The sequence below is a fragment of the Cupriavidus sp. MEYA8 genome (assembly GCF_059278825.1).
In genome coordinates, this window is the sequence record NZ_CM181221.1 from 2,034,466 (window position 1) to 2,060,180 (window position 25,715).

General features: G+C 66.9%; 27 protein-coding genes and 2 tRNA genes. 15 read left to right on the forward strand and 14 right to left on the reverse strand.

Annotated elements, in window-relative coordinates; all coding sequences use genetic code 11:
• Positions 1-134 precede the first annotated feature (134 nt).
• From AC5WJ1_RS09365 to AC5WJ1_RS09395, 7 genes are all read left to right on the forward strand, one after another.
• Entirely contained in the window at positions 135-809 is a 675-nt protein-coding gene (locus tag AC5WJ1_RS09365; protein ID WP_135705406.1) for an SGNH/GDSL hydrolase family protein, read from the forward strand.
• Between the two features lie 118 nt (positions 810-927).
• Complete coding sequence (locus AC5WJ1_RS09370) at positions 928-1,335, forward strand: VOC family protein (RefSeq protein ID WP_494476043.1); 408 nt, start codon at positions 928-930, stop codon at positions 1,333-1,335.
• A gap of 566 nt (positions 1,336-1,901) precedes the next feature.
• Positions 1,902-2,714: a MetQ/NlpA family ABC transporter substrate-binding protein gene (locus AC5WJ1_RS09375; protein ID WP_116320578.1), complete on the forward strand. Its 813-nt coding sequence runs from the start codon at positions 1,902-1,904 to the stop codon at positions 2,712-2,714.
• A 72-nt stretch (positions 2,715-2,786) separates the two neighbouring features.
• A tRNA-Leu gene (locus AC5WJ1_RS09380) sits at positions 2,787-2,873 on the forward strand.
• Between the two features lie 132 nt (positions 2,874-3,005).
• Positions 3,006-3,092, forward strand: a tRNA-Leu gene (locus AC5WJ1_RS09385).
• Positions 3,093-3,711: 619 nt separating this feature from the next.
• Entirely contained in the window at positions 3,712-5,259 is a 1,548-nt protein-coding gene (locus AC5WJ1_RS09390; protein WP_494476044.1) for a serine hydrolase, read from the forward strand.
• A gap of 42 nt (positions 5,260-5,301) precedes the next feature.
• The gene (locus AC5WJ1_RS09395) at positions 5,302-6,171 is read left to right on the forward strand and encodes a metal-dependent hydrolase (protein ID WP_135705410.1); all 870 of its coding nucleotides are present in this window, start codon (positions 5,302-5,304) and stop codon (positions 6,169-6,171) included.
• A gap of 35 nt (positions 6,172-6,206) precedes the next feature.
• Here the strand turns inward: AC5WJ1_RS09395 and AC5WJ1_RS09400 are convergent, their stop codons facing one another.
• Positions 6,207-7,298 (reverse strand): mechanosensitive ion channel family protein, encoded by a 1,092-nt coding sequence (locus tag AC5WJ1_RS09400; RefSeq protein ID WP_133096369.1) that lies wholly within the window; start codon positions 7,296-7,298, stop codon positions 6,207-6,209.
• Positions 7,299-7,598: 300 nt separating this feature from the next.
• Here AC5WJ1_RS09400 and AC5WJ1_RS09405 point away from each other — a divergent pair, with 300 nt between their 5' ends.
• Positions 7,599-7,799: a hypothetical protein gene (locus AC5WJ1_RS09405; protein WP_135705411.1), complete on the forward strand. Its 201-nt coding sequence runs from the start codon at positions 7,599-7,601 to the stop codon at positions 7,797-7,799.
• Positions 7,800-7,836: 37 nt separating this feature from the next.
• Here AC5WJ1_RS09405 and AC5WJ1_RS09410 read toward each other — a convergent pair whose 3' ends face one another.
• Positions 7,837-8,319 carry a hypothetical protein gene (locus AC5WJ1_RS09410; RefSeq protein WP_195427608.1) on the reverse strand — a complete coding sequence of 161 codons (483 nt, stop codon included), beginning with the start codon at positions 8,317-8,319 and terminating at the stop codon, positions 7,837-7,839.
• 170 nt (positions 8,320-8,489) lie between these two features.
• On the opposite strand from AC5WJ1_RS09410, the gene AC5WJ1_RS09415 reads away from it, so the two are divergent.
• Entirely contained in the window at positions 8,490-9,197 is a 708-nt protein-coding gene (locus tag AC5WJ1_RS09415; protein WP_135705412.1) for an HAD-IA family hydrolase, read from the forward strand.
• A 245-nt stretch (positions 9,198-9,442) separates the two neighbouring features.
• Positions 9,443-10,414, forward strand: coding sequence for a Bug family tripartite tricarboxylate transporter substrate binding protein (locus AC5WJ1_RS09420; protein ID WP_135705413.1), 972 nt, complete (start codon positions 9,443-9,445; stop codon positions 10,412-10,414).
• Positions 10,415-10,563: 149 nt separating this feature from the next.
• On the opposite strand, the gene phbB is transcribed toward AC5WJ1_RS09420, so the two are convergent.
• The 4 genes from phbB to AC5WJ1_RS09440 form a co-directional block, all read right to left on the reverse strand.
• Positions 10,564-11,307, reverse strand: coding sequence for an acetoacetyl-CoA reductase (phbB, locus tag AC5WJ1_RS09425; RefSeq protein WP_133096373.1), 744 nt, complete (start codon positions 11,305-11,307; stop codon positions 10,564-10,566).
• A 187-nt stretch (positions 11,308-11,494) separates the two neighbouring features.
• Positions 11,495-12,034: a TIGR01841 family phasin gene (phaP, locus tag AC5WJ1_RS09430; RefSeq protein WP_133096555.1), complete on the reverse strand. Its 540-nt coding sequence runs from the start codon at positions 12,032-12,034 to the stop codon at positions 11,495-11,497.
• A gap of 288 nt (positions 12,035-12,322) precedes the next feature.
• Positions 12,323-13,237 carry an ATP adenylyltransferase family protein gene (locus AC5WJ1_RS09435; protein WP_494476045.1) on the reverse strand — a complete coding sequence of 305 codons (915 nt, stop codon included), beginning with the start codon at positions 13,235-13,237 and terminating at the stop codon, positions 12,323-12,325.
• 56 nt (positions 13,238-13,293) lie between these two features.
• Positions 13,294-14,028 (reverse strand): GntR family transcriptional regulator, encoded by a 735-nt coding sequence (locus tag AC5WJ1_RS09440; protein ID WP_135705415.1) that lies wholly within the window; start codon positions 14,026-14,028, stop codon positions 13,294-13,296.
• Positions 14,029-14,154: 126 nt separating this feature from the next.
• Here AC5WJ1_RS09440 and AC5WJ1_RS09445 point away from each other — a divergent pair, with 126 nt between their 5' ends.
• From AC5WJ1_RS09445 to AC5WJ1_RS09455, 3 genes are read left to right on the forward strand one after another with little or no spacing between them, the layout of a single operon-like run.
• Positions 14,155-15,546, forward strand: a complete 1,392-nt coding sequence (locus AC5WJ1_RS09445; RefSeq protein WP_135705416.1) for a class-II fumarase/aspartase family protein — start codon at positions 14,155-14,157, stop codon at positions 15,544-15,546.
• Between the two features lie 47 nt (positions 15,547-15,593).
• The gene (locus tag AC5WJ1_RS09450; RefSeq protein ID WP_135705417.1) at positions 15,594-16,583 is read left to right on the forward strand and encodes a tripartite tricarboxylate transporter substrate binding protein BugD; all 990 of its coding nucleotides are present in this window, start codon (positions 15,594-15,596) and stop codon (positions 16,581-16,583) included.
• 18 nt (positions 16,584-16,601) lie between these two features.
• On the forward strand, positions 16,602-18,008 hold the full coding sequence (locus AC5WJ1_RS09455; protein ID WP_133096378.1) for a class II fumarate hydratase: 1,407 nt from the start codon (positions 16,602-16,604) through the stop codon (positions 18,006-18,008).
• Between the two features lie 24 nt (positions 18,009-18,032).
• On the opposite strand, the gene AC5WJ1_RS09460 is transcribed toward AC5WJ1_RS09455, so the two are convergent.
• The gene (locus AC5WJ1_RS09460) at positions 18,033-18,641 is read right to left on the reverse strand and encodes a cysteine hydrolase family protein (protein WP_494476046.1); all 609 of its coding nucleotides are present in this window, start codon (positions 18,639-18,641) and stop codon (positions 18,033-18,035) included.
• A 178-nt stretch (positions 18,642-18,819) separates the two neighbouring features.
• On the opposite strand from AC5WJ1_RS09460, the gene AC5WJ1_RS09465 reads away from it, so the two are divergent.
• Together AC5WJ1_RS09465 and AC5WJ1_RS09470 are read left to right on the forward strand one after the other, a co-directional pair.
• Positions 18,820-19,794, forward strand: coding sequence for a GlxA family transcriptional regulator (locus AC5WJ1_RS09465; protein ID WP_195427602.1), 975 nt, complete (start codon positions 18,820-18,822; stop codon positions 19,792-19,794).
• Positions 19,795-19,800: 6 nt separating this feature from the next.
• On the forward strand, positions 19,801-20,160 hold the full coding sequence (locus AC5WJ1_RS09470; RefSeq protein ID WP_218959496.1) for a hypothetical protein: 360 nt from the start codon (positions 19,801-19,803) through the stop codon (positions 20,158-20,160).
• A 16-nt stretch (positions 20,161-20,176) separates the two neighbouring features.
• Here AC5WJ1_RS09470 and AC5WJ1_RS09475 read toward each other — a convergent pair whose 3' ends face one another.
• From AC5WJ1_RS09475 to AC5WJ1_RS09505, 7 genes are read right to left on the reverse strand one after another with little or no spacing between them, the layout of a single operon-like run.
• On the reverse strand, positions 20,177-20,632 hold the full coding sequence (locus tag AC5WJ1_RS09475; protein WP_135705420.1) for a PaaI family thioesterase: 456 nt from the start codon (positions 20,630-20,632) through the stop codon (positions 20,177-20,179).
• A 16-nt stretch (positions 20,633-20,648) separates the two neighbouring features.
• Positions 20,649-21,440: an enoyl-CoA hydratase/isomerase family protein gene (locus AC5WJ1_RS09480; protein ID WP_135705421.1), complete on the reverse strand. Its 792-nt coding sequence runs from the start codon at positions 21,438-21,440 to the stop codon at positions 20,649-20,651.
• A complete protein-coding gene (locus AC5WJ1_RS09485; protein ID WP_494476537.1) occupies positions 21,427-22,089 on the reverse strand; it encodes a 4-carboxy-4-hydroxy-2-oxoadipate aldolase/oxaloacetate decarboxylase in 663 nt (220 codons plus the stop codon). The genes AC5WJ1_RS09480 and AC5WJ1_RS09485 overlap by 14 nt, the downstream gene beginning before the upstream one ends.
• A gap of 2 nt (positions 22,090-22,091) precedes the next feature.
• Positions 22,092-22,754 carry an RraA family protein gene (locus AC5WJ1_RS09490; RefSeq protein ID WP_133096381.1) on the reverse strand — a complete coding sequence of 221 codons (663 nt, stop codon included), beginning with the start codon at positions 22,752-22,754 and terminating at the stop codon, positions 22,092-22,094.
• Positions 22,755-22,759: 5 nt separating this feature from the next.
• Positions 22,760-23,422 (reverse strand): RraA family protein, encoded by a 663-nt coding sequence (locus AC5WJ1_RS09495; protein ID WP_133096382.1) that lies wholly within the window; start codon positions 23,420-23,422, stop codon positions 22,760-22,762.
• A gap of 37 nt (positions 23,423-23,459) precedes the next feature.
• Positions 23,460-24,467 (reverse strand): DODA-type extradiol aromatic ring-opening family dioxygenase, encoded by a 1,008-nt coding sequence (locus AC5WJ1_RS09500; protein WP_135705422.1) that lies wholly within the window; start codon positions 24,465-24,467, stop codon positions 23,460-23,462.
• A 15-nt stretch (positions 24,468-24,482) separates the two neighbouring features.
• Positions 24,483-25,712 carry a CaiB/BaiF CoA transferase family protein gene (locus AC5WJ1_RS09505; RefSeq protein WP_133096384.1) on the reverse strand — a complete coding sequence of 410 codons (1,230 nt, stop codon included), beginning with the start codon at positions 25,710-25,712 and terminating at the stop codon, positions 24,483-24,485.
• Between the last annotated feature and the right edge of the window lie 3 nt (positions 25,713-25,715).

Sequence of the window (25,715 nt, forward strand, 5' to 3'; positions counted from 1 at the left end):
CCCTGTCTTCAATAAGTCGATATTATGAAGTCTCCGCGTGTTCGGAAGACGTTTTTGTCTGCGCGGTGCAACATTGCCGAGGCAGCCCTCTCGCCGGATATCGACCGATCATCATGTTGACTGGAGTACCGCGCATGCCTGCCGCGTCGCTAGCAGACACCGATCCGCTGCAAGTCCTTGTCTATGCCGATTCACTGTCCTGGGGGATCGTCCCCGGCACGCGCCAGCGGCTGCCGTTCCCGGTGCGCTGGCCGGGCCGCCTGGAACTGGCGCTGAATGCCGACCGCGGCACGCCGGTGCGCATCATCGAAGACTGCCTGAACGGCCGCCGCACGGTCTGGGACGATCCCTTCAAGCCGGGACGCAACGGGCTGCAGGGGCTGGCGCAGCGTATCGAGATCCACTCGCCGCTGGCACTGGTGGTCTTGATGCTGGGCAACAACGATTTCCAGTCGATGCATCCGCACAATGCCTGGCACGCCTCCCAGGGCATCGGCGCCCTGGTGCAGGCCATCCGCAGCGCACCGATCGAACCGGGCATGCCGGTGCCATCCGTGCTGGTGGTGGTGCCGCCGCCGATCCGCACGCCGCGCGGGCCGCTGGCGCCCAAGTTTGCCGGTGGCGAGCATAAATGGACCGGCCTGCCGCAGGCGGTTGCCGAACTCTGCGCGCAGCTGGATTGCCCGATGTTCGATGCCGGCACGGTCATCCACAGCAGCGCCGTCGACGGCGTGCATCTTGACGCGGACGCCCACGTGGCGCTTGGCGACGCATTGCATCCTGTCGTTCGCGAACTGCTGCCGCGCTGACCCCCGCGTCTCGGCACTCCTTCAGCGGCCGGCTGAAACATCACTCCTGACAGCAGTTGTCAGGAGGGCCGGCGCACAATGCGGCCGCTTTCACACGGAACGCCGCAAGGAGGCTGTCATGGAGTTGCTGATCAATATCGATGTCGACGACCTCGCGCGCGGCATCGCCTTCTACGAGCAAGGCCTGGGGCTGAAGCTGCAGCGTCGGCTGTTCGATGGCACCGTCGCTGAAATGCTGGGCGGCAATACGCCGATTTACCTGCTCGTCAAACCCGCCGGCACCCGCCCTACCAGTCGTTCGGATACCCGGCGCGATTACCGGCGGCATTGGACGCCGGTCCATCTCGATTTTGTTGTTGCCAATCTGGAAGTCGCGATTGAACGGGCGCTGGAAGCCGGGGCCGAGATCGAGGACTGGCCGCAGGATTTTGACTGGGGCCGGCAGGCTACGTTGTCGGATCCGTTTGGGCATGGGCTTTGTTTTGTTGAGTGGAGGGGTGAGGGGTATGGGGTGGTGGCGGGCTGAATGACCGGTTTGCCGCTATCAAAGCCTGGCCTTGTCGCGGCTGGTGACATGTTGTCGGCCGTTGAACCGCCTGGTTCCGCCCTCCTGGGCGGGTCGCTTTTTGTCCGAGCGACAAAAAGTAACCAAAAAACGCGTCGCCTGAGCGGCTGGCTATCAATTTAGCTGCGTGCGTGGTTCGGGCGGTGGTGATTTCCGTTCGATGTGGATGGTGGTTCGAACCTGCTACGCCAGGTGAGTTTGGGATAGTGGCTACGTCGTCCCACTATTGGACGATCCCCATGCAGGGCGTAGGCCGCCTGCTAAATGCGTTATCGGTGGACGCCTTCGGCCGCGCTGCGCGCCGTCCCTGGTGTGACAGGACGCCGCGCCCAGCATAGCGCCATTTAATGCCGGCATTCGCCTTTAGGTAGGCTTCATAAGCATATGAAAAAGAAATAGACGCCAGATCCGTTCCTGTTGCGCGGTTTTAGCGCAATTGCGTTAATCTGTGGCCTCGCCTGCGTAGACAATCCCTGCCAAGGCGTACCTGTCTCTCTCGCCACATAATCAAAACATACAGAACTCCTATGCGCAGCACCTCCCTTATCAAGCGCCTGGCGGTTGCCGTCTCCGCAATCGGCTTTATCGCCGCCGGCAGCGCCTCGGCCCAGGAACAGACCATACGCGTCGGCACGGTCAGCGGTCCGGACGCGGAAGTCTGGCAAGTCGTACAGAAGGTCGCCAAGCGCAACGGCCTGAACGTCAAGGTCGTGGAATTCAACGACTACGTGCAGCCCAACGCCGCGCTGGATGCAGGCGACCTGGATGCCAACAGCTTCCAGCACCAGCCCTACCTGGACAGCCAGGTCAAGCAGCGTGGCTACAAGATGCAGAGCGTCGGCTACACCTATATCTCGCCGCTGGGCATCTACTCGAAGAACCTGAAGTCGCCCAAGGACCTGCCGCAGGGTGCCAAGGTGGCGGTGCCCAACGACCCGTCCAATGAAAACCGCGCGCTGCTGCTGCTGCAGTCGCAGGGCGTGATCAAGCTCAAGGCCGGTGCCGGCACCAATGGCAACAACGCCACGCCGCTGGACGTGGCCGAGAATCCCAGGAAGCTGAAGATCGTGGAACTGGACGCTGCGCAATTGGCGCGCGCCCTGCCCGATGTCGGCGCCGCGGTGATCAACACCAACTACGCGCTGGCCGCCGGCCTGCAGCCGACCAAGGATGCGATCGCACTGGAAGACATCCACAGCCCGTACGCCAACATCATCGTGGTGCGCACGCAGGACAAGGACAAGCCGTGGGTCAAGAAGCTGGTTGCCGCCTACCAGTCGGAAGACGTGCGCCAGTTCATGAAGGCCCAGTTCAAGGGCGCGATGGTGCCGTCGTTCTGACCGGACGCGCCTGGCTCTGCAACTTCGTGCTTGCAAATTCCGCCGCCTTCGGTAGAATGCGGCGCTCACCTTGCCCAGGTGGCGGAATTGGTAGACGCACTAGGTTCAGGTCCTAGCGGTGGCAACACTGTGGAGGTTCGAGTCCTCTCCTGGGCACCAGAAGGTTTCAAGCGAGAAGCCCGCACGAATGTGCGGGCTTTTTGTTTTTGCGCCGACTGATATGAATTTTGGACACGGTGCTTCCGGGCCTTGCAAATTCCGACGCGCCGTGTAGAATGCGGCGCTCACCTTGCCCAGGTGGCGGAATTGGTAGACGCACTAGGTTCAGGTCCTAGCGGTGGCAACACTGTGGAGGTTCGAGTCCTCTCCTGGGCACCAAAGGTTTCAAGCGAGAAGCCCGCACGAATGTGCGGGCTTTTTGTTTTTCCGGAACCTGTCAATCAATCCGCCGAGCAAAGCTCCGACGCCGCCAAGTCCATTGCGACTTGACCATTGCCAACAGGCAATGGATATCATGCGTCGACTCTGATCGCTCGCTCTCCTTCTCCAGCAACAACAAGATGGCGCTCAATCCGGCGCTAATTCGCTCCAGCGATTCCGCCGTCCCGGGCGGGACAATGTTGAGTACGTCTGTGGTGTGATAACTGCGCGTATGCATAGCATTCTTCCTCCGACAAGAGAAACGCCGCCGATCTGGTTCAGACAGGAGGTGGCGGGCCTGACAACGGGGGTGACAACCGGTGAACCGAGGGAAAACCGGCCAGCCATGCGGCTGCCCCGCCCGGCCCGCCGTGGAAACGGCTTGCTCGCGCGATTCTTACCAAACTCCCTTGGTTCCTTCGGGTTGTCACGCCCGCCTCACCGAACCCCTCGGTGAGGCTTCCAGTCTCCCGCCCTGCCGTCAGGGCGTACATGAGACGCTTCGCATTCATTGCCCGCATCCATCGCCTACAGTAAATCCGACAGGCGCCATAGCGCCGCCGTCGGGAGACCTGCCGTGGGCAAACTGAAAGAGCGTCGCCGTTTCCTGGGAGCCGCGCTGAGCGGCCTGCTCGCACCGGCCCTGCCCGCCTGCGGCGGCGATGACGATCCCACGCCGCCGCCGGATCCGGTTCCCGAAGCGCAGATCACCGCCGCCATCGCGCAGGTCGATACGCTGGCCGCCAACCTGATGGCCAGCTCGGGCGTGCCCGGCATGGCCATCGCGGTGGTGCGCGGCAACCGGGTCGTCTACGCCAGGGGCTTCGGCCGCCGGCTGGTCACCGATCCCGCGCCAGTCGATGCCGATACCGTGTTCCAGCTGGCGTCCGTGTCGAAGTCCATCGGCGCCACGGTGGTGGCGCGGCAGGTGGGGCGCGGCAGCATCGGCTGGGACACCCCGGTCATTCAGCACCTGCCATGGTTCGCGCTGGCCGATGCGGAAACGACAGAAGCCGTCACCATCGGCGACCTTTATGCGCATCGCTCCGGCCTGCCCGACCATGCCGGCGACCGCCTCGAGGACATGGGCTACGACCGCCGCGAAGTGCTGACGCGCCTGCGCTTCCTGCCGCTGCATCCGCTGGGCGCGGTCTACGAGTACACCAACTTCGGCATGACCGCCGCCGCCGATGCGGTGGCCAGCGCCGCGGGCATCGACTGGGCCACGCTGTCCGAGCAGGCCATCTACCAGCCGCTGGGCATGACCCGCACCAGCTCGCGCTACGCCGACTTTGCCGCGCGCGACAACCGCGCGCTCGGCCACGTCAAGGTCAACGGCACCTGGGTGCAGGGCATGGGCACCATGCCCGATGCGCAATCGCCCGCGGGCGGCGTCAGCGCCTCGGTCAACGACCTGGCGAAATGGCTGATCATGGTGCTGGCCAAGGGCGAGTTCGCCGGCCAGCGCATCGTCGATGCGGCGGCCCTTGCGCCGGCGCTGTCGCAGCAGATGCAAAGCGGCCCGCCCGTGCAAGGCCGCCCTGCGAGCTACTACGGCTACGGCTTCAATATCGGCACGACCGAACTGGGGCTGACCAACTACAACCATTCCGGGGCCTTCGCGGTCGGCGCGGCGACCAGCTTTACCGCGGTGCCGTCGCTGAACCTGGCCATCGTCACGCTGACCAACGGCTACCCCATCGGCATCCCGGAAACATTGAATGCGCAGTTCTTCGATCTGGTCCAGTACGGCACCTTCCGCCGCGACTGGGGCGCGATCTTTGCCGAGGCCTTCGCGCCCTTGCTGCTGCCCGAAGGCAGGCTGGTCGGGCAGTCGCCGCCGGCAAGCCCGTTGCCCGCGCGGGCGTTGTCAACCTATGCCGGCACCTATCGCAACGACTATTACGGCCCGCTAGTGGTCGCCGAGCAGGGCGGCGCGCTGGTGATGACGCTGGGCGCGAAACCGCTGGTCCTGCCGCTGACGCACTGGGACGGAGATGTCTTTACATTCACGCTAAATAACGAGAACGCCAATCCCGGCACCATCTCCCGGGCAGAATTCTCCAGCGACCGGGTATGGCTGGAGTATTACGACCACGAAGGGCTCGGCGTTTTCGTCCGCTAAGCCTTGCCGCAAACCCATGACTCCGCCACGGAAGGAATGACCATGATCAGATTCCGCGCAGTCGTACTCACCGCCGCCGTCGCCACACTCGCCGCCTGCGGCACGCCCACGCCGACACCGACCGCGGTTACGCAGGTACCCACCCCCACCACCGCCGCCGGCAAGACTGAAGTCCTGTGGCTCGGCCAGTCCGCGATCCGCATCACCTCGCCGGGCGGCAAGGTCATCGTCATCGATCCGTGGCTCACCACCAACCCAAAGACCCCTGCAGGATTCAAGCAGCTGACGTCGCTGGGCAAGGTCGACCTGATCCTGGTCACCCATGCGCATAGCGACCATCTTGGCGACGCCCCCGCGCTCGCGCAGCTCAACAACGCGCCGATCTACAACGCAGGCGGCATGGGGCAGGCACTGATCAACCTCGGCATGGTCCCGGCCGCGCTGGTGCAGCGCTTTGGCAAGAGCGGCACCGTGATGCCGTTCGGCCAGACCGGACCCAAGATCACCGCGGTACACGCCGAGCACTCGTCCGAACTGGTGATGAAGAACCCGGCCACCGGCAAGGACGAAACCCACTATGGCGGCGAACCGGTCGGCTACATCGTCGAGATGGAGAACGGCTTCCGCATCTGGCACATGGGCGATACCGGCCTGTTCGGCGACATGCGGCTGATCGGCGACCGCTACCGCCCCGACCTGGTGCTGATCCCGATCGGCGACCACTTCACCATGGGGCCGCAGGACGCGGCGATCGCGGTGCGCGACATGATCCGGCCTCGCTTTGCCATCCCGATCCACTATCAGACTTCACCGCAGCTGCGCGGCACGCCGGAGGAATTCACCACCGCGCTGGGCGCCGGCGCGGTCACGCGCGTGATCGTGCCGCAGCCGGGAGAAAAGGTAGATTTCTGATCCGCACGGCAAGGGTCGTTGCCGTGCACACCGCTTTACGCCATGTGCACGGCGGCGCCGCGAACCGCGGCATCTCCCTTGCCCTCACCCTCCCCTTCAATGCGAAGGCGAGGCAGGAACTGCGGATACTCGCGCTGCATGAAGTCGATCAGCCCTTCGCGCACGACGCAGCGCAAGTCCCACGCCAGGCCGGATGACGCCGCGGTGCACAGCACGCGCAGCTGCATGGTGCGCTCGGTCGCATCGGTCACCACCAGGTTGAAGAAGCGCCGGTCCCATTCGGGCGCCGCGTGGACGATGCGCTCCAGCTCCTTGCGCAGCGGTGCCAGCGGCATGCCGTAGTCCACGTGGAAGAACACCGAGCCCAGCAGCTCCGCGCTGCTGCGGGTCCAGTTCTGGAACGGCTTCTCGATGAAGTACTGCAGCGGAATGATGAGGCGGCGATCGTCCCAGATCCGCAGCACCACGTAAGTGCCGGTGATCTCCTCCACGCGGCCCCACTCGCCCTCGACGATCAGCACATCGTCCAGCCGGATCGGCTGGGTCAGCGCCAGCTGCAGGCCGGCGATCAGGTTGCTGAACACCGGCTTGGCGGCAAAGCCCGCGATCAGGCCGACCACGCCGGCCGAGGCCAGCAGGCTGGCGCCGACCTGCCGAGCGCCGGGGAAGGTCATCAGCACCATCGACGCGCCGATCACGATCACCAGCGACATGGCGATGCGCGAAAGCACCCGAGTCTGCGTGTGGATGCGCCGCGCGCCCATGTTGTCCGCCACATCGACCGGGTGCCGTTCCAGCACGCCCTGCGCAAAGCCCGCAATGACGCGCGCCGCCAGCCAGGTCATGGCGATGATCATCAGCAGGCCGTTCAGATGACGCACGTTGTCGATCCAGCGCAGGTCGTCCGGCGCCGCCTGCCAAACTGCCTGCAACGCCAGCAGCGGCAGCACCGCCTTGGCCGGCGCGCGCGACTTGATCGCGATGGCATGCAGCACCGGCGTGGCGCGCGTAATGCGCAACAGCACCAGGCCGCCAAGGCGATGCGCGATCAGCGCGACGATGACGGCGACCAGCGCGGCGGTCCACGTGCCGAACCAGGGATGATCGAGGAGGAGGTCAAGGTTCATGCGTCGTCCTGTTCATTGCGGGTTGCACGGTTATGGAGCTAACGACACCCCGGCGGCGCGAAAGTTCGGCTCGTGCCACGTCACCGGAGCGCGGGAACAGAGATGTTAGAACACGCCTGTTACCGCATCGCCCGCGACGGGTTTCATTTCTACAACGGGCGGCAAGATGTTCAGCGGGAGGCACGGAAACCCAGGGCGCAACGCCCTCCGGCACAGCTCTGCCGGAGTCTGCAGCGCCCTGCCCGCCACGGCATGGATGTTGCAACTCCATCGGTTCCGGCCAACCCACAGGAGAGCGATATGGCAACGCAGAAGGAACAGCGGAATGCGCCTGGGGCCCAGCCCAATCCGGGCGTCAGGACCGACCGCGACGCGCGCGACATCAAGAGCCGCAGCGAAGATCCGGGCCAGAGCAGCTATGGCGGCTTCAAGAACCAGGACCCAAGCAGGCAACACCAGGGCGATGCAAGCCGCAAGCCGGGTCAGCGGCAGGGCAAGTAGCCAGCGCTTGCATTGAAGACGACCACGCGTACGCGCGCTATTCCGCGTGCACGCGGTGGTCGGCCGCGCGCCATTGCCGCCGCTGCCGGCGCCAGCGATTCATCGCAGCGATGCCGAGCCGCCACAACCGGCGCGGGTGCGCATGCGGGTGCGGATGCGGATCGACCAGCAGGCTCAGTGCACGCGCGTAGTCACGCACCAGCCCCGGCGTCCACGCCATGGTCTTGCCGCGCTTGCGGATCTGTGCGGCCAGCCATAGCTCCGGCATGCACAGCGTCTGCAGCAGCAGCGTCCACGACTGCCGCTGCCCTCGCCTGCGCATCAAGGCGCCTTCCACCGCGGCTTCGAGCGCGCGCGCCACGCTGACGGCGCAATTCCGGTAGGTCAGGTTGTACGTCGTATCTGCGCACCACGCATGCCAGAAGCGCTGCAGGCGCGCGGCATCGTAGTTGCGCAGGTGCACGCGCACGGTGGAGTCGCCGCGCCGCGACGCCTCGGTCGCATAATCGGGCTCGAACACGCTGGCGGATTCCCGCCACAAGATGCGGGCGGTGCGAGATTATGGCGCGGCCGGCACATCGGAAACGGCCGGCGGAAATGGCCGGCGGAAACGAGCGACGGAAACGGGGCCCGTGCGGTGGTAAGCTACCAGACCCCATCGCCCTCGCCAATCCGCAGCGTCCCCGCCCCATGCGCCTGTCCAAGGTCTCCGCCATCTCCTTCGATCTCGACGACACCCTGTGGCCGTTCGGCCCCGCCGTGGCCCGCGCCGAGGCGACGCTGCTGGCCTGGCTGCTGCAGCACGCGCCGAAGACAGCCGGGGTGCTGACCTCGCCCGCGGTGCTGCGCGACCTGCGCGCGAGCTATGAAGGCCGCAACCCGCACCTTGCGCATGACTACCGTGCGCTGCGCCTCGGCTCGATCCTGCTGGCGCTGGAGATGGCCGGCGAGGACGCTAGCCTGGCAGAAGACGCATACGACGCCTTCTTTGCCGCGCGGCAGCAGGTCGAATTCTTCGAGGACGCGCTGCCCGCGCTGGAATGGCTCAGCGAACGCTTCCCGCTGGTGGCCGTGTCCAACGGCAACGCCGACCTGAAGGTCACCGGCGGCCATCACTTCTTCCGCGCGGCGCTCAGCGCCGGAACGTTCGGCACGGCCAAGCCGGCGGCGGCGATCTTCCATGCGGCGGCCGCGGCAGTCGACACGCCGCCGGAACAGATGCTGCATGTCGGCGACGATCCCGACCTCGACATCGTCGGCGCACTCGGCGCGGGGCTGCAGGCCGCGTGGCTGGTGCGCCCGGACGGCCCGCACACGGCGCAATGGCAACGCGGCGGCGCGCGCCCGCACCTGATCCTCAGCGACCTGCCATCGCTCTGCCGCGCGCTGGCCGGCTGAGCGCGCCAACGCAACAGGACCCACGCTGCCCGAAGGCGATATCGGGCCAACGCATACCTAATATGCGAAAATGTCGGCTCGCGACCAGGGCCGAGACCCCTGCGCTTGCCTCGCCACCGCACGATCCAGACGTTCCCCGCCATCCGCTCCGGGCCGTTCCAGTGCCCGACACCGCCGCAATCCGACAGGTTCACAGGCAGCAAGCCAGGGTCCGCCCCGCAAGATTTCGATCGAGGAGAAACAAGATGTTGAAGGCCCTCTTTGCCACCCTGCTGGTGGCATGCGGACTGACGAGCGCCCACGCGCAGACCCCGGCCAGCTTTCCGACCAAGCCGATCCGGCTGGTGATCCCGTTCCCGCCCGGCGGCGGCACCGACATCCTGTCCCGCCTGGTGGCAACGCAGGTCGGCCAGGCCACCAAGTGGAATTTCGTGCCGGACAACAAGCCGGGCGCCGGCGGCACGCTGGGCATCGCCGAGGCGGTCCGGGCAGCGCCGACCGGTTATGAGCTGGTGATGGGCCAGAAGGACAATCTGGTGGTCGCGCCGTGGCTGTACAAGTCGGTCACTTATGTGCCGAACCGCGACCTGGTCGCGATCAGCCATGTCGCCTACACCCCGATCGTGATCGTCACGTCGGCCAATTCGCGCTTCAAGACGCTGGCCGACGTGGTCACCGCCGCGCGCAGCGCACCGGGCGCAGTCAAGTATGGTTCGCCCGGCAACGGCACCACCATCCACCTGGCTGCCGAGATCTTCAGCCATGCGGCGGGGATCAAGCTGCTGCACGTGCCCTACAAGGGCTCCAACGCGGCGATGATGGACGCGCTGGCCGGCAACGTCGACCTGATGGTGGCATCGGTGCCGTCGGCGCTGGCGCAGGTCAAGGCGGGCAAGCTGCGCGCGCTGGCCGTGACCTCGGCCACGCGCAGCACGTCGCTGCCTGACGTGCCCACCGTGGCGGAAAGCGGCTACAAGCAGGTGGACGTCAGCACCTGGTACGGCCTGTTCGCCCCGGCCAGGACGCCGCCCGAGGTGGTCAACCGCATCCATGCCGAAGTGAACAAGGTCCTGGCCACGCCGGCGATGATCCAGGCGATCCAGGAGCAAGGCGCGGAAGCCAAGCTGATGACGACCAGGGAGTTCTCCGAGCTGGTGCAGTCGGACTACAAGAAGTGGAAGGACATCGTCGAGCGTTCGGGCGCGAAGCTGGAGTAAGGCCGGCGCGCCGCCACCGGGTTCGTTGCCAAGGAATGCCCGCCGCGGATCACGGCGGGCATTTTCTTTGGAATCCGAGGCCGGCAATCACGGCTGCCGCATAGCCGGCGATATAGCCATTGACGGCGCCCCGACCGCCCATCCCTACGTCAGTCCATATGCTGACCGCCGTTGATGGCGAGATTCGCACCAGTCAGGTAAGCCGCATCCTCCGAGCAAAGGAAAGCGACCAGCCCCGCCACTTCCTCGGGCTTGCCCAGGCGCCCCATCGGAATCTGCGGCAGGATCTTGCTGTCCATGATCTCCTTCGGCACGGCCGTCACCATCTTGGTGGCCAGGTAGCCCGGCGATACCGTGTTGACCGTCACGCCTTTCCTGGCGACCTCCAGGGCCAGGGCCTTGGTGAAGCCATGCATGCCGGCCTTGGCCGCGGAATAGTTGGTCTGGCCAAAGGCGCCCTTGGAAGCGTTGACTGACGAGATGTTGATGATCCGGCCCCACCCGCGCTCCACCATGCCCTCGCAGAGGGGCTTGGTGACATTGAACACGGAGTCGAGATTGGTCCTGATCACCGCATCCCAGTTTGGCTTGTCCATCTTCCTGAACGCCATGTCCCGCGTGATGCCGGCGTTGTTCACCAGGATGTCGACGCGGCCGAACTCGGCCAGGATTCGTGCCATGCCTGCCTGGCAGCTCTCGTAGTCCGCCACATCGACCTCGTACGCGCGGATCTCGCGGCCGCCGGCGGCCATGGATGCCAGCCATTCCTGGACCTTGGTGTTGCCCGGCGAATGCGTGACCACCACCGTATAGCCCGCGTCATGCAAGCGGATGGAAATGGCCTCTCCCAGGCCACCCATGCCGCCGGTAACCAATGCGATTTTCTTCGTCATGCTGATTCTCTCTTCTTGCAAAGTAAAAGACCCCTGACCTGCCGGGAATGGCAGGCCGACTTAACGGCTTACCGCAACGGCTGCAGCCCCTGCCGGCGCCATGCGGCAAGGGGGGAGCCGATCGATGGCCGAGTTTCTTCTTGGATGGATACCGGCCAGGCCGGCGCGCGCCGCTCGATCCGGCGGACTAGCGCTGCGTTGGCTGGCGATCCGGGCCCGTAGCCGCGCCGGGGGTTGCGGTAAACGTGGCGGAAGCCAGGCCGGCCAGCTGCTGGCTCAGGGCTTGCGCGGCGCGGTAGGATTGCGTGGCGTTATCTAATGTCGCCTGCAGCGTGGCGGAAATGGCTTCGGAACCGGCCGGGGCATTTTTCACGAAGGCATCGACGAAGGCCTGCACATTGCGCTGCTGCTGCTCGTATTGCTCTTCAACGGCCCTGGCCAGGTCGGCCTGGGCCTGCGATGCGATCTCGCACACGTGGCGCGCATACTCGATGGCTTTGTCCGCAGCAGATTGCGGCACATTGCCTTGAACTGACAACCCCGGATCTTGGTTGGCCGACACGGCCTGCAGGATTACCTGCCCTTCAGCCATGGCTGCCTTGGCCGCCTGCAGGTTCAGTTCCGTCAGCTTCTGGATCCCTTCGAGGGTGGAGTTCGACAGCTTGGCCAAGTTGGTCAGGTTGTTCTTATGGACTGCCGCAAACTGATCGGACGTAAAAAAGGACATGGATTGGGTATGCCTCTTGTAGTCGCCGGGTGTCGCCTGCCGCAAGGCTACAACGCACCGGTCGAGCGTGGTTTTCCAAACGGTTATGGGCCTTGGTGCACTGCACAAAGACCAACGCAAAGATTAGAGGACTTGTTCTAATTTCGTCCCTAGGGACTTACCAGAGGTGAAGTGAAGCCCACGCCTTAATGTGCATTAAACGTCATGTATATAACATTTGCTTACATAATGGCGTTGCGTTGGCAGGCGGACCCACCAAACAGGCGTGTCCTGTCGGGCATTGCATGGCTACCCCTCCCCACCCGTCTCACCGTCTGCCGCGGCGCGCCGGAGGAGACTCATCGGGCCAAGCCTCTCAACCGTGCGTCTCTGCGCTGCATCCCGGACAAACAACGAGCCGGCAAATGCGAGGGCATTGAGCGCGATGCCTTCCACGCATTCCCTGGCCCTGCGCACCAGCAGCAGCCCGGCAGGCATGACCAGCAGGTTGTATGGCGCCGACTGAAGCAATGTGCCATCGACATGCAGCGTCCGTACGCCAACCGAATCGAGCAATGCGCGGTAGCGCTCGCAGGCCGTGCACGCCAGCTCGTGCGGGGGCGCCGCAACCAGGTCCAGTGGTGCGAATGCGTGCGCAAACGGAAGGCCCGGGACGGCGCGGATGGCGCCTGGGTCGCCGCTGATCCGCGCCGGCTGCAGCAAGGCATCGATCGGCAATGGACTGCCTGCGGCCAGAGGCAGCGGCACGAGCTGCAGGTGCTTGTGGGCCTGGCTCGCACCGGCGGCCGCCCCGCCGTTGTAGAAGCCCAGGCTTGGGAACTCCGCCATGCAAGCAAGCAGTGCGGCAAAGTCCGGGAGGGTCAGTAGTGATTCCTGCGGTTCGAAGCAGCGGGTGACGATCAGCAGGTGATGTTCGATGACGTAGAACTTGTTCAGCAGGGCCACATGGCCGTCGGAGATATCCGTGACAAACAGTTCAGCGTCATAGGGCAGGAACGGATTGCCGCCGGCACTGCCCCCCTTGCGCGCCTTGTCCTTGCTCCGCAGGCTCGACACCTCGCGCACCAGGAAGCGCACGCCGCCGTCCTCGATTACCGTCTGGATGGTCTCGATCGGACATAATGCGCCGCTCTGCAGGGCGTGCGCTGTCCGTCGGACAATGGCCGGCCAAAGTGTGCCTGGCTGAAGGTGTGGATGGTGCATGTCCGCTGGCGCTCCCACTTCAGCATAGAGCCGCCGCACGGCGGCTGCGGCAATCCCTACCCCGCCGAGCGCTGCAAGCGCATCGAAACAGAAAAACTGTCGGCGGGGTGTACCGTAACCGAGACTTCGAAGGTCTCGCCGGCGGCGTCCAGGTAGCGCCGCACGATCTTCAACGCGGCCGCGCCAGGTTCCAGCCTGAGCGCTTCGGCGATGCGCCCCTCACCGAGCGCAAACGCGCGCACGTCCTGGCGGATCTCCGCGATCTGCCGGTCATAGCGCGACTCCATCAGCGTGCTGACCAGCATGTCCGGCGACGCGCGCACCAGTTCGCCAAGCTCGGCATAGGCAGGATCCACGTAGATGTCGGTCCATGCCATCGGCGTGCCGCCCTCGCCGCCATCCATCCGCAGGCTGGAAATCCGCAGCCAGCGCGCACCCGGCTCGCAGCCGATCTCGGCCGCCACCTCGGCGGTCACCGCGACCTCATCCACCGACTGCACCACGCGCAGGTGCTCGGCGGCGAACTGCATCAGGTCGTCCACCGACGCCAGCGAGGGCCGGAACACCGGCCGCGGCCGCGCCGATTCCACGCGCGTGCCCACGTTCTTGCGCCGCGACACCAGCCCCAGCTGCTGCAGTTCCTGCAACACCGCGCGGATGGTGTAGCGGCTGGCCTGGTACTGCTCGCACAGCTCGAATTCGGTGGGCAGCAGCGATCCGACCGCGTAGCGGCCGGAGGTGATGCCCTCGATAAGTTGTTTGCTGATCTCTGCCGGATTGGTTTTGCTCATGACCGCCTGCCCGCGGCCTCGTAGGACACGGGTTTACCCTCCTTTCCTAAATATGTTCGAACATATTTAATGCTGGATATGTTCGAACATATTAACGAACTACCCTCTTTTCCTCAAGGTAGCCCCATGACCCTGTTCCTTGCCCCTACGGCCAGTACTGTCGTTGACTCGATCCTGTTCCGCGATGCCTTCGGCACCGCCGGGATGCGCCAGATTTTCTCCGATGTGGCCCTGATCCAGCGCTATATCGACGTCGAGGTCGCGCTGGCCAAGGCCGAGGCCAGGGTCGGCATCATCCCCGCGGAAGCGGCCGAGGTCATCGCCCGCGAGTCGCGCCTGGAGCGCATCGACTTCGACCACATGCGCGAGGAAACCGACATTGTCGGCTATCCGATCCTGCCCCTGGTACACCAGCTGGTGGCGATGTGCGGCGACGCCGGACGCTATGTGCACTGGGGCGCCACCACGCAGGACATCATGGACACCGCGGTCGCGCTGCAGGTGCGCGACGCGCTCGACAGCATCGACGCCGATATCCGCGCGCTGCGCGGCATCCTGGCCGACCTGGCGGTCAGGCACCGCGACACGCCGATGGCCGGCCGCACCCACCTGCAGCAGGCGCTGCCGGTGACCTTCGGCTACAAGGCGGCGATCTGGCTGGCCATGTTCGACCGCCACCAGCAGCGCCTGGCCGAACTGCGTCCGCGTGTGGCCGTGGTCGAGTTCGCGGGCGCGGCCGGCACGCTGGCATCGCTCGGCCGACAAGATGGCAACAAGGGCTTCGCAGTGCAGGAAGCGCTGGCGCAGGAGCTGGGCCTCGGCGTGCCGGCCACCACCTGGCACGTGGCACGCGACGGCTTTGCCGAAGCGGTCAACCTGCTCGCGCTCATCACCGGCTCGCTGGGCAAGATCGCGCTCGACATCATGATCATGGCGTCGACCGAATTCGCCGAGGTGTACGAGCCCTTCGTCAAGGGCCGCGGTGCCAGCAGCACCATGCCGCAGAAGCGCAACCCGATTTCCAGCGAGCTGATGCTGGCCGCATCCAAGGCGGTGCGCCAGCACGCCGGGCTGATGGTCGACGCGATGGTGCAGGACTTCGAGCGCGCCACCGGACCCTGGCATGCGGAATGGATTGCCATCCCCGAGAGCTTCATCCTGACCGCCGGCGCGCTGCACCAGGCGAAGTTCGCGCTGGGCGACCTGGTCGTCGACGAAGCCCGCATGAAGCACAACCTGGGTATCACCAACGGCCTGATCGTGGCCGAGGCTGTGATGATGGGGATGGCCCCGCATATCGGCCGCCAGCAGGCCCACGACGTGGTCTACGACGCCTGCCGCACGGTCAACGAGCACGGCGGCACGCTGGCCGACGCGCTGGCCGCGCTGCCGGCCGTGACGAAGCACTTCGACCGCGCCGCCATCGACCGGATGACCGATCCGGCCAACTACCTCGGCCTCGCGCCGCAGATGGTCGACCGCGCCGTCGCGCTGTCCCGAAAGCAATCCGCGGCCTGAGGCAGCAGGCCGACCCGCATTACCAATCAATCCAAGGAGACAAAGCCATGAACCCCATCCGCAAAGTGGCCGCCTGCGCGGCACTGGCACTCGCCACGGCCGTGGCCGCAACCCCGGCACTGGCACAGGCCTGGCCCAGCAAGCCGATCACCTGGATCGTCCCGTTCGCGGCCGGCGGCCCCACCGATGCGCTGGCGCGCACCATTGCCGAGCGGGTCTCGCGCGAGGTCGGCCAGTCGATCATCATCGACAACTCGCCGGGCGCCGGCGGCACCGTCGGCACGGCCAAGGCGGCGCGCGCGCCGGCTGACGGCTACACCATGCTGGTCGGGCACATGGGCTACATGGGCGCCGCGCCGGCGTTGTACAAGAAACTGTCCTACGACCCGGTCAAGGACTTCGCGCCGGTGTTCCGCTTCCCGGATACGCCGATGGTGCTGATGGTGCGCAAGGACCATCCCGCGAAAAACGTGCGCGACCTGGTCGAGTTCGGCAAGAAGAACCCCGGCAAGCTCAACCTGAGCAATGCCGGCATGGGCTCCACCTCGCACCTGGTGGCGGCGCTGTTCGCGGCGTCGGCGGGCATGCAGGTATCGCTGGTGCCGTACAAGGGGGCCGGCCCGGCGCTGATCGACGTGATCGGCGGGCAGGTCGACGGCATGTTCGACCAGACCAATACGGCGCTGCCGCAGATCACCGAATCCAAGGTGCGGCCGCTGGCGGTCACCTCCGCGACCCGCGTGGCGCAGCTCAAGGACGTACCCACGCTGGCCGAATCGGGACTGGCCGGCTTCGAGGCCAGCACGTGGTACGGCATCTACGCGCCCAGGGGCACGCCGCAGGCCGTCATCGACAAGATGCAGCAGGCCTACCTGAAGGTCATTGCCGACAAGGCCTTCACCGGCAAGATGACCGCGCAGGCGATCCAGATGCTGCCGCCTGAGCAATACACCGCCGGCGCGCTCGGCAAGCACACCCAGGCCGAGATCACGCGCTGGAAGGCAGTGGCGGCCAGGGCCAATATCTCGCTGGACTGAGCGCTGGACTGAGCAACCATGACAGCATATCGCGTAGAACACGACGCCTTCGGTCCGCTCGACATCCCCGCCGACCGCTACTGGGGCGCCCAGACGCAGCGGGCGCTGGCGATCTTCGAGATCGGCGAAGAGCGTTTTCCCGACTGCCTGGTCCATGCCTTCGGCGTGCACAAGATGGCGGCGGCCAGGGCCAACCTGCGTTGCGGCGCGCTCGACGCCGCCATTGCCGAGGCGATCGTCGACGCCGCCGCCGAGCTGCGCTGTGGCCGCTTCGACAGCCATTTCCCGCTGACGATCTGGCAGACCGGATCGGGCACGCAGACCAACATGAATGCCAACGAGGTCATCGCCAACCGCGCCAACGAGCGGCTGGGCCAACCCCTGGGCACGCGCGCGCCGGTGCACCCGAACGACCACGTCAACGCGTCGCAGTCGTCCAACGACAGCTTTCCGACGGTCATGCACCTGAGCGCGGTGCTGGAACTGGAAGACCGGCTGCTACCTGCCCTGGTGATGCTGCGCGACACCCTGCGCGAGCGCGCCCTGGCCTTTGCCGATATGCTCAAGATTGCGCGCACGCACCTGATGGACGCCGTGCCCATGACCATGGGGCAGGCGTTCGACGGCTTTGCCGCGCAGGTAGACAACGCCATCGAACGCGTGCGCGGCGCCCTGCCGCGCCTGCTGGTGCTGCCGCAAGGCGGCACCGCGGCCGGCACCGGCCTGAACGCCCCGGCGGGTTTTGCCGAGGCCTTCTGCGAGGAAGCCAGTCAGCTCACCGGCCATTCCTTCCGCTCCAATCCCTGCAAGGTCGAGGGCATGGCCGCGCACGATGCGCTGGTCGAGCTGTCGGGCGTGCTCAACGTGATCGCCGTCTCCCTCACCAAGATCGCCAACGACCTGCGCTGGCTGGGCTCGGGCCCGCGCTGCGGGCTGGGCGAGCTGGTGCTGCCGGACGATGGCCTGACTTCGTCGATCATGCCCGGCAAGCGCAACCCGACCATCGCCGAGGTCGTGGCGCAGGCCGCCATGCAGGTGGCCGGCAACCACGTCACCGTGACCATGGCGGGCGCCTCCGGCAGCTTCGAACTGAACGTGGCCAAGCCGGTGCTGATCTACAACGTGCTGCAGTCGATCCGCGTGCTGGCCGATGGTGCGCGCGTATTCGCCCTGCGGCTGGTGCAGGGGCTGGCGGTCAACGCCGAACGGCTGGCGCGCAACCTGGACAACCCGCTGCTGGCGGTCACCGCGCTCAACCCGGTGCTGGGCTATGACCGCGCGGCGCAGATCACCAAAGTCGCGCTGGCACAAGGCGTCTCGCCGCGGGAAGCGGCGATTGCGCTGGGATTGCTGAGCGGCGAGGCATTCGACCGACTCGTGGATCCGGTGCGGTTGGCAAAGGGACACGCCACGGGGCAACAGTAGGCAGGCGACCGCGCAGCGCCGCGGTCAGACCACCGGCAGCTTCAGCACCTGCTCCGTCGTCAGCACATCGCCAAAGGTATCCTCGATGCTCGCCAGCGCCGCCTGGTGCAGGTCACGATGCCGCACCACGCCGCCGGGCCGGTCCAGGTCGCGCGTCGCGCAGGCGTCTTCCGCCACGATCACGCCATAGCCCAGCGGCACCGCGTCGCGCGCGGCGCCAGCGACGCAGGCGTGCGTCATCAACCCGGTGATGACCAGCGTCCTGATGCCGGCGGCCTTGAGGCGCTGGTCCAGGTCGGTGGTCGGAAACACGCTGACCGAAGTCTTCTGCACCACCGTATGGTGGCCTGCGGGCTGCAGGTCCTGGTGGAACGCCGCGCTGGCGCCCTGCTCCGCAAAGACGGGGCTGCCCGCCGGCGCCAGGTGCTGGACGTGGAACACGGGAATGCCGGCGGCGTCCGCATGCGCCACCAGGCGCCGCGCGTTGCCGAGCGCGGCCGCGCCATCCGGGATCGGCAGCTTGCCGTCGAAGTATTCGTTCTGGAAATCGATCACCAGCAGCGCCGTGCTGGCGGCTGCGATCGCGGTGGGGGCGCTGGCACCGGCCAGGGTGCGGATCGTCGGGTGTGTCATCGTTGTCCTCGCTGTCTTCATCGTGATGGAAGGGAGCGCGCCTGCCTGGCGGGATTGCCGCCATGGCACATCGCTGCACGCAGTTTCCAACGACCGCCGCCGCCCCGAAAGCGTCCCGATGGACAACATCCGCTAGAATCGGGCCAACTTCAGACGCCCCCCTGCCTGCGAGGAAGCGATGCACACCGTCGCCGTGATTGCCTTCGAAGGCATCAGCCCGTTTCACCTGTCCGTGCCCTGCATCGTGTTCGGCGACGATCTCGCCAATCTGGGCGTGCCGCGCTACCGACTGCTGATCTGCGGCGAGCAGACCGGCCTGATCCGGACCATGTCGGGCTTCCGCATCGAGGTCGAGCACGACCTCTGCGCGCTGGAACAGGCCGATACCGTCATCATGCCGGCCTGGCGCGACCCGGCGGAACGTCCGTCGCCGGCCCTGCTGGCGGCGCTGCAGGCCGCCAGCGCCCGCGGCGCGCGCATCGCCGGGCTGTGCCTGGGCACCTTTGTGGTCGCCGAGGCCGGCCTGCTCGACGGCCGGCCGGCGGCCACCCACTGGGTCTGGGCCGATGACTTCGCCGCGCGCTATCCCAGGGTCCGGCTCGACCGCCGTTCGCTCTATATCGACGATGGCAGCATCCTCACGTCGGCGGGCACCGCCGCCGCGCTGGACTGCTGCCTGCACCTGGTGCGCCGCGACCATGGCGCGGACGTCGCCAACCGCGTGGCCCGCCGCATGGTGGTGGCGCCGCACCGGCATGGCGGGCAGGCGCAGTACATCGAGCAGCCGCTGCCGCAGACGGCCGGCGCCGACAAGCTGAGCACCACGCTCGATTGGGCCATCGAGCACCTGGAACAGCCGCTGACGCTTGACCTGCTGGCCGACAAGGCGGGCATGAGCCGGCGCAATTTCACGCGGCGCTTCAAGGCCAAGACCGGCACCACGGTGACGCAGTGGGTGCTGAACCACCGGCTCACCGCGGCGCAGCGGCTGCTGGAGACCACCAGCAAGAGCATCGACGTGATCGCCGGCCTGGTCGGGTTCGGCTCGGCGGTTTCGTTGCGCCAGCACTTTGCCCAGACCTTTGCCATTTCACCTTCCGCCTACCGCAAGCAGTTCGGCACCACAGCGCCGTCAGGCCGTGCCGCTGCATAACCCGTCATGACCCGCTTTCTCCGCTTCCGCTTTTTCCGCTCCCGCTTTGTGCGCTGCTGCATTGCCGCCATTGCCGTTGCGCTCGCCGGCACCGCCCATGCTGCGACCGATATCGACTGCGACCCGTCGGCCGCGCCCGCGGGCCACGCGCCCTCGCAGCGGCTGATCTGCGAGTCGGCGCTGTTTTCGATGGGCTATCAGCGCATTTATGCCGACCAGCAGCGGCAGCTGAAGGCCGGCACGATCACGGAGGCCGAGGTTGCCGCGTTCCGCAAGAAGCGTGACGGCTGCGAGACGGCGGCATGCCTCGACGCCGTGTTCCGCGAATGGCGGACGTTCGCGGCGCAAGCGGGCGGCAAGCGCTGAAGGCTGCCGCGTCCGGTCAGCCCGATGCCCGGCTGACGAGCATGCACGTTGCCGTCGCGGTGGCGACCGCCCGGCCGTCCTGCAGCAGCTCCGCCGCAACGTAACAGACGTTCTTGCCGCGGCGCTCCAGCCTGGCGCGCCCGAGCAATTCGCCTGCTCTGGCCGGCCGCAGGAAGGAGAGGTTGAGGTTCAGCGTTGCACAGAATTCCTCAGCGCCCAGCGTAGCCGTCACCAGCATGGCAGTCACGTCGTCGAGCATCGCTCCCAGCATGCCGCCCTGCACCTGGCCGGCCGGGTTCAGGAAAGCCGGCGTGGCCTGATAGGCGGATTCCAGCGTTCCCGCTTGCAGGTCGACCGCGCCGATATTGCCGCCAAGCAATGCGCAGATCGGCGGTGGCGGCACCTGCCCGCGCCGCATCCTGGCAAAGTAGTTGTCCGAGGCTTTTTCCAACGATGTCGACAACGATGTCATTCCCTATCCTCTCTTCTCAGCAGCCGCGAAAGCGCGGCGCGCGCTTTTCCAGCCAGGCCTGCGCGCCTTCGCGCAGGTCTGCGGACGCATCGGCGCGCGCAATGTCGGCGGCAATCTCCGCCGGATCGAGCGTGCCGGCCGCGATCCGGTTCAGGTATCGCTTCATGCCAAGCAGGGCCAGCGGCGCCATGCCGGCCAGCTTTTCGCTCAACCCGGCGGCCTGCACCTGCAGCGCTTGCGCATCCGCCGCCACGCGGTCAAGGAAGCCGCATGCCAGCATCTGCGCCGCATCAAGCCTGTCGGCCGCCAGCAGCACGCGCTTGGCCGTGGCCAGGCCCAGCCGGGCCACGTAGCGCTCCAGCCCGCCGCGATAGAACAGCAGCCCCAGCCGCGCCGCCGGCACGAACATGTCGACGCCCTGCGCGCCCAGCCGGAAATCGCAGGCCAGCGCGAGGTCGGTAGCGCCCCCGTACAGGCCGCCCTGGATCACCGCGATGGTGACGGGCCGTGCCGCTTCGAGCGCGTTGGCGAGGGCTTCGAAGCGCTCGCCGGCGTTGCTGCCACCGACCTTTCCGATATGGAAGCCGCTGCAGAAATGCTTGCCCTGCGCCTCGATCCGCAGCACCAGCACTTCGTCGCGGGCATTGATGGCGGCGATGTGCTCGCGCATCAGGTCGAGGTCTTCCGGCTCGAGGCGGTTCGCGACCTCGGGCCGGCGCAGCGTGATGACCGCCACCGCACCGTCGATGGCAAGCGCCGGCGGCTGCCCCGGCGCGGTCGCGCTGGCCTTACCGTCAGTGGAAGCCATAGATCTGCATGGTCGATTCGCCCGCGCGCACGCGGCCGAGGATGGCGGCTTCGGCAGCTTCGCGCTGCTGCGCGCGCGCCACCACGTCGGCCGCGCTCCGCCGCGGCACGACCACCACGCCATCCGCGTCGCCCACGATCAGGTCGCCGGCTTCCACGCGGGTTTCGCCGAACAGCACCGGCTCGTTGAGCCAGCCGATGGCGCCATAGTCCTTGCCGGTGCCGCGTATGCACAGCCCGCGCGCAAAGACGGGGAGGCCGATCTCGTCGAGCAGCACGCCGTCGCGCACGCAGCCGTCGATTACCAGTCCCGCCAGGCCCTTCACCTTGGCGGCAGTGCTCATGATCTCGCCCCAATAGCCGTGCTCGTAGGCGCCGCCGACATGGACCACCAGCACATCGCCGGGCCGGGCGGCTTCGATGGCGCGATGCAGCCACAGGTTGTCGCCACCGGGCGAATGCACGGTCAGCGCCGGGCCGCACAGGCGGAAGCGGGGCGCCACCGGCTTGATCACCGGCGGCAGCACGCCGATCTTGCCGCCTGCCTCGTGCAGCGTGGCGGTTGGCAGCGTCGCCGCGGCCACGACGACCTCCGCCGGCACGCGTTCGAAATCCGCACGCGTGGTGCTGGCTGCGTCATGTTCCTTCATGCTCATGCCCCTTTCGTCTGCAACTGGTGATAGCGGAACTGGCGGCGCGCCTCGTCCAGGCGCATGCCGCCGCGCACGGCTTCGCGGATCGCGTTCTCGGCATGCTCGACGGCCTCGGCCGTGTCCAGCACCGCCGCTTCATGCTCGCGCGGGATCACCACCACCCCATCGGCATCGCCGCGCACGATATCGCCGGGCTGCACGCGCGCATCACCGATATTGACGGGGATATTGGTGGCTTCCACCTGCACGCGGTCCTTGCCGGTGCGCATCCAGTGGTCCTTGCTGAAGACCGGGTAGCCGAGCTGGCGGCACAGCGCCACGTCGCGGCACACGCCGTCGATCACGGTGCCGGCGATGCCGCGGCGGTGCGCGATCTCGGTCAGGATGTCGCCCCACACGGTGGCGTTGTCGCGCCCGCCGTTGTCGAGTACCAGCACGCTGCCCGGCGGCACGTCGTCGATGTAGTCGCCCACCGTGCCCGGCGGGTTGGAAGCCGGGCCGTACAGCAGCGTCCACGCGCGCCCCGCCATGGCAAAGCTGTCGCCGCGCGGCTTGATGCGGTAGCACTGCCCGGCGATGCCGAGCTTGTCGAGCGCGTCGCTCAGGGTGGCGGTATCGAGCCGCGCCGCGCGGCCCACGTTGATGTCCGTTGATTCGCTCATGGTCGTCAGTCCTTCAGCATGTGTTCGTAGTTGCCGCCCATCACCTGCCCGATCGGCGTGCCGGCCAGGATGGCCTTCGACATGGCGGACTCCTTGAGGACGATGGCCTCGGCGGTGTCGAGCACGCGCTCGATATCGCCCGCCGCGATGAAGATCACCGCGCTGCGGTCGGCAAGCACGTAGTCGCCGCCGGCCACGGTCACGTCCGCGATCTCGACCGGCACGTTGGTGCCCTTCTCCACCACGCGGCCGCGTGCGGTGAAGGACGTCAGGCCCCGGCTGAACACCGGGAAATCAAAGGCGATGGCCTCGTCGATATCGCGCACGGGGCCATCGGCGACCACGCCGGCCACGCCGCGCACCTTGGCGCCCAGCGACAGCAGGCCGCCCCAGCTGCCGGCTTCGACGCCGCTGCGCTGCTCGACCACGATGATGTGGTCGGGGCCGGCCGCTTCGATGGCGGTGCAGCCCAGGTGCCGCACCGGCCCCGCCGGCGGCGCGCCGGTGCCGAGCTTGACGGTGATGGCGCGGCCGGCAATGCGGCCGGCGCCGCTGCGCTGCGGCAGGCCCGTGACCACGCCGGGCAGTTGCAGCTTGTCGAGCGCGTCCGAGACGGCGCAGCAATCGAGCCGGCGCAGGCGTTGTACGTAGGAATCAGGTTGCGTCATGGTGTTGTCTTGGCTTGTCTTGTGTGGCGGGATCCGGTCAGCCCAGCGTGCGCCAGGCGGCGAAGCACAGGCCGGTGCCGGTCAGCGCGGGGGTGCGGTAGCCTGGCACGTAGCTGACCCATTCCAGGTCCAGCTCGCGCACCGCTTCCACGGCGATCAGCCAGTTGCGGATCTCGGAGCTGCCGGCCTGCAGCTGCTTCGGATCGAGCGAAGCCAGGAAGGCGGTGTCCTTGTTGCGGATGGCGGCGATGATGGCTTCGTCCAGCGTTTCGTCCACCACGAAGTGGCTCAGGCCGCCGGAGGCCAGCACGCCCACGCGCAGGTCTTCCGGGTAGCTGGCAATCAGCTCGCGCAGCGCGGTGCCGAGCTGGATGCAGCGCCGCGGCGTGGGCTGGTTGGGCGGATCGAAGGTGTTGACGATCACCGGCACGATCGGAACCACTGGCCGGTCAATGTCCTGCAGGTAGCGGCGGTGGATAAACGAGAAGGCATGGCCCTCGAACTGCCCGCGCTCCAGGCCGTCCATCGCGGTGATGTCGAAGTCGCGGTCGCACAGCGCGCGGATCAGCCAGCGCGCCAGCGGCGCATGCACGGGGTAGTCGCGGTCGGCGTCGGGCTCTTGCCGCGCCATGCGGGCCTTCTTGTACCAGCCGTCGTTCGCGCCCACGTCGCGCCTGGCGTTGCGGATGGTGTCGCCGTAGTAGATCGCGAAGGCCGGGTTGTTGGTGGTGCGGAACAACTCGGTCTGGTCGTCGCCGACCACCAGCAGCACGTCCAGCCGGGCGGCGTGGATACGCTCGCGCAGCTCGTCCATGGCGGCCTCGGCGCGGTCGTAGCGCTCGCCCATGCGACCGGGCGTAACCATGGACTCGGCCTCGGCCGGCGCCGCGGCAAGCAGCTTCTCGTAGGTGGTGGGCTCGCCCGCGCGGTCGAAGTAATACGGGTTCTTGGGATCGACCTGCGGGAAGCCGTATTGCCAGTCCTCGCGCTGGGCGGCCAGCATGATGCTGTGTGAAGAGCCGAATGCGGCAACGATTTTTGCCATGGAAATGTCCTTCGATCAGACGATGAATGCCGCGCGCAGTTCGGCGATGCGCGCCGCGCTGTAGCCAAGCTCCGCGAGAATGGTGTCGGTGTCGCCGCCCTGTTCGGGCGCCATGCGCGGCGGCGCTTCGCGCGGATAGCGCGACAGGCGCATGGGCTGGCCCACCAGCGAGACCTCGCCCAGTTCCGCATGCCGCATCGGCCATGCCATGCCCAGGTGGCGCACCTGCGCGTCGGCGAATACCTGGTCGATGCCGTGGATCGGCCCGCACGGCACGCCGGCCTTGAGCAGGCGCTCGGTCCATTCCGCGGTGGTGCGCCCGCGCAGCGCGGCGGCGACTGCCGCATTGACCTGGTCGCGGTTGCGCACGCGTTCCGGGTCCGAGCCCATGCCCGGCTCGTCGACGAGATGCGGCACGTCGAGTGCCTCGCACAGCCGCTTCCACATGGTCTGCCCGATCGCGGCGATATTGAGGTAGCCGTCCCGCGTGGCAAACACGCCGGTGGGCACGGTGAGCGGATGCTCGTTGCCGCTCTGCGCCGGCACCTTGCCGTCGATCAGCCATTGCGCGGCCTGGAAGTCCAGCATGGCGATCTGCGCTTCCAGCAGCGAGGTCTGCACCCACTGCCCCTGGCCCGACGCTTCGCGTTCGAGCAGCGCGGTCAGGATGCCCATGGCGCAGAAGTGGCCCGCGCACAGGTCGGCAATGGGAATGCCTACCCGCATCGGCCCTTCGCCCGGCTTGCCGGTCACGCTCATCAGGCCGCCCATGCCCTGCGCGATGGAGTCAAAGCCCGGCCAGCCCGCATAGGGGCCGTCCTGGCCAAAGCCGGAGATGCTGGCGTAGACCAGGCGCGGATTGATCTCGCGCAGCGCATCGGGCCCGATGCCAAGGCGATGCTTCACGTCCGGCCGGTAGTTCTCGATGAAGACATCGGCGCGCCGGACCAGGTCATGCAGGATCGCCACGCCCTGCGGCGACTTCATGTTGAGCGTCAGGCTTTCCTTGTTGCGGTGCAGGTTCTCGTAGTCGGCACGGTTGTGGTCGCGCCCGCCGATCATGTCGTCGCCGCCGGGTGCGCCGGGCGGGATCTCCAGCTTGATCACGCGCGCGCCCATGTCGGCGAACAGCCGCACCGCGGTGGGGCCGGCCCGCACGCGCGAGGCGTCGATCACGGTGAAGCGCGACAAGGGGCCGTGGCGCTTCGGCTCCGCCTGCCGGGGATTGGTTGCGTTGTCTTCCATCTT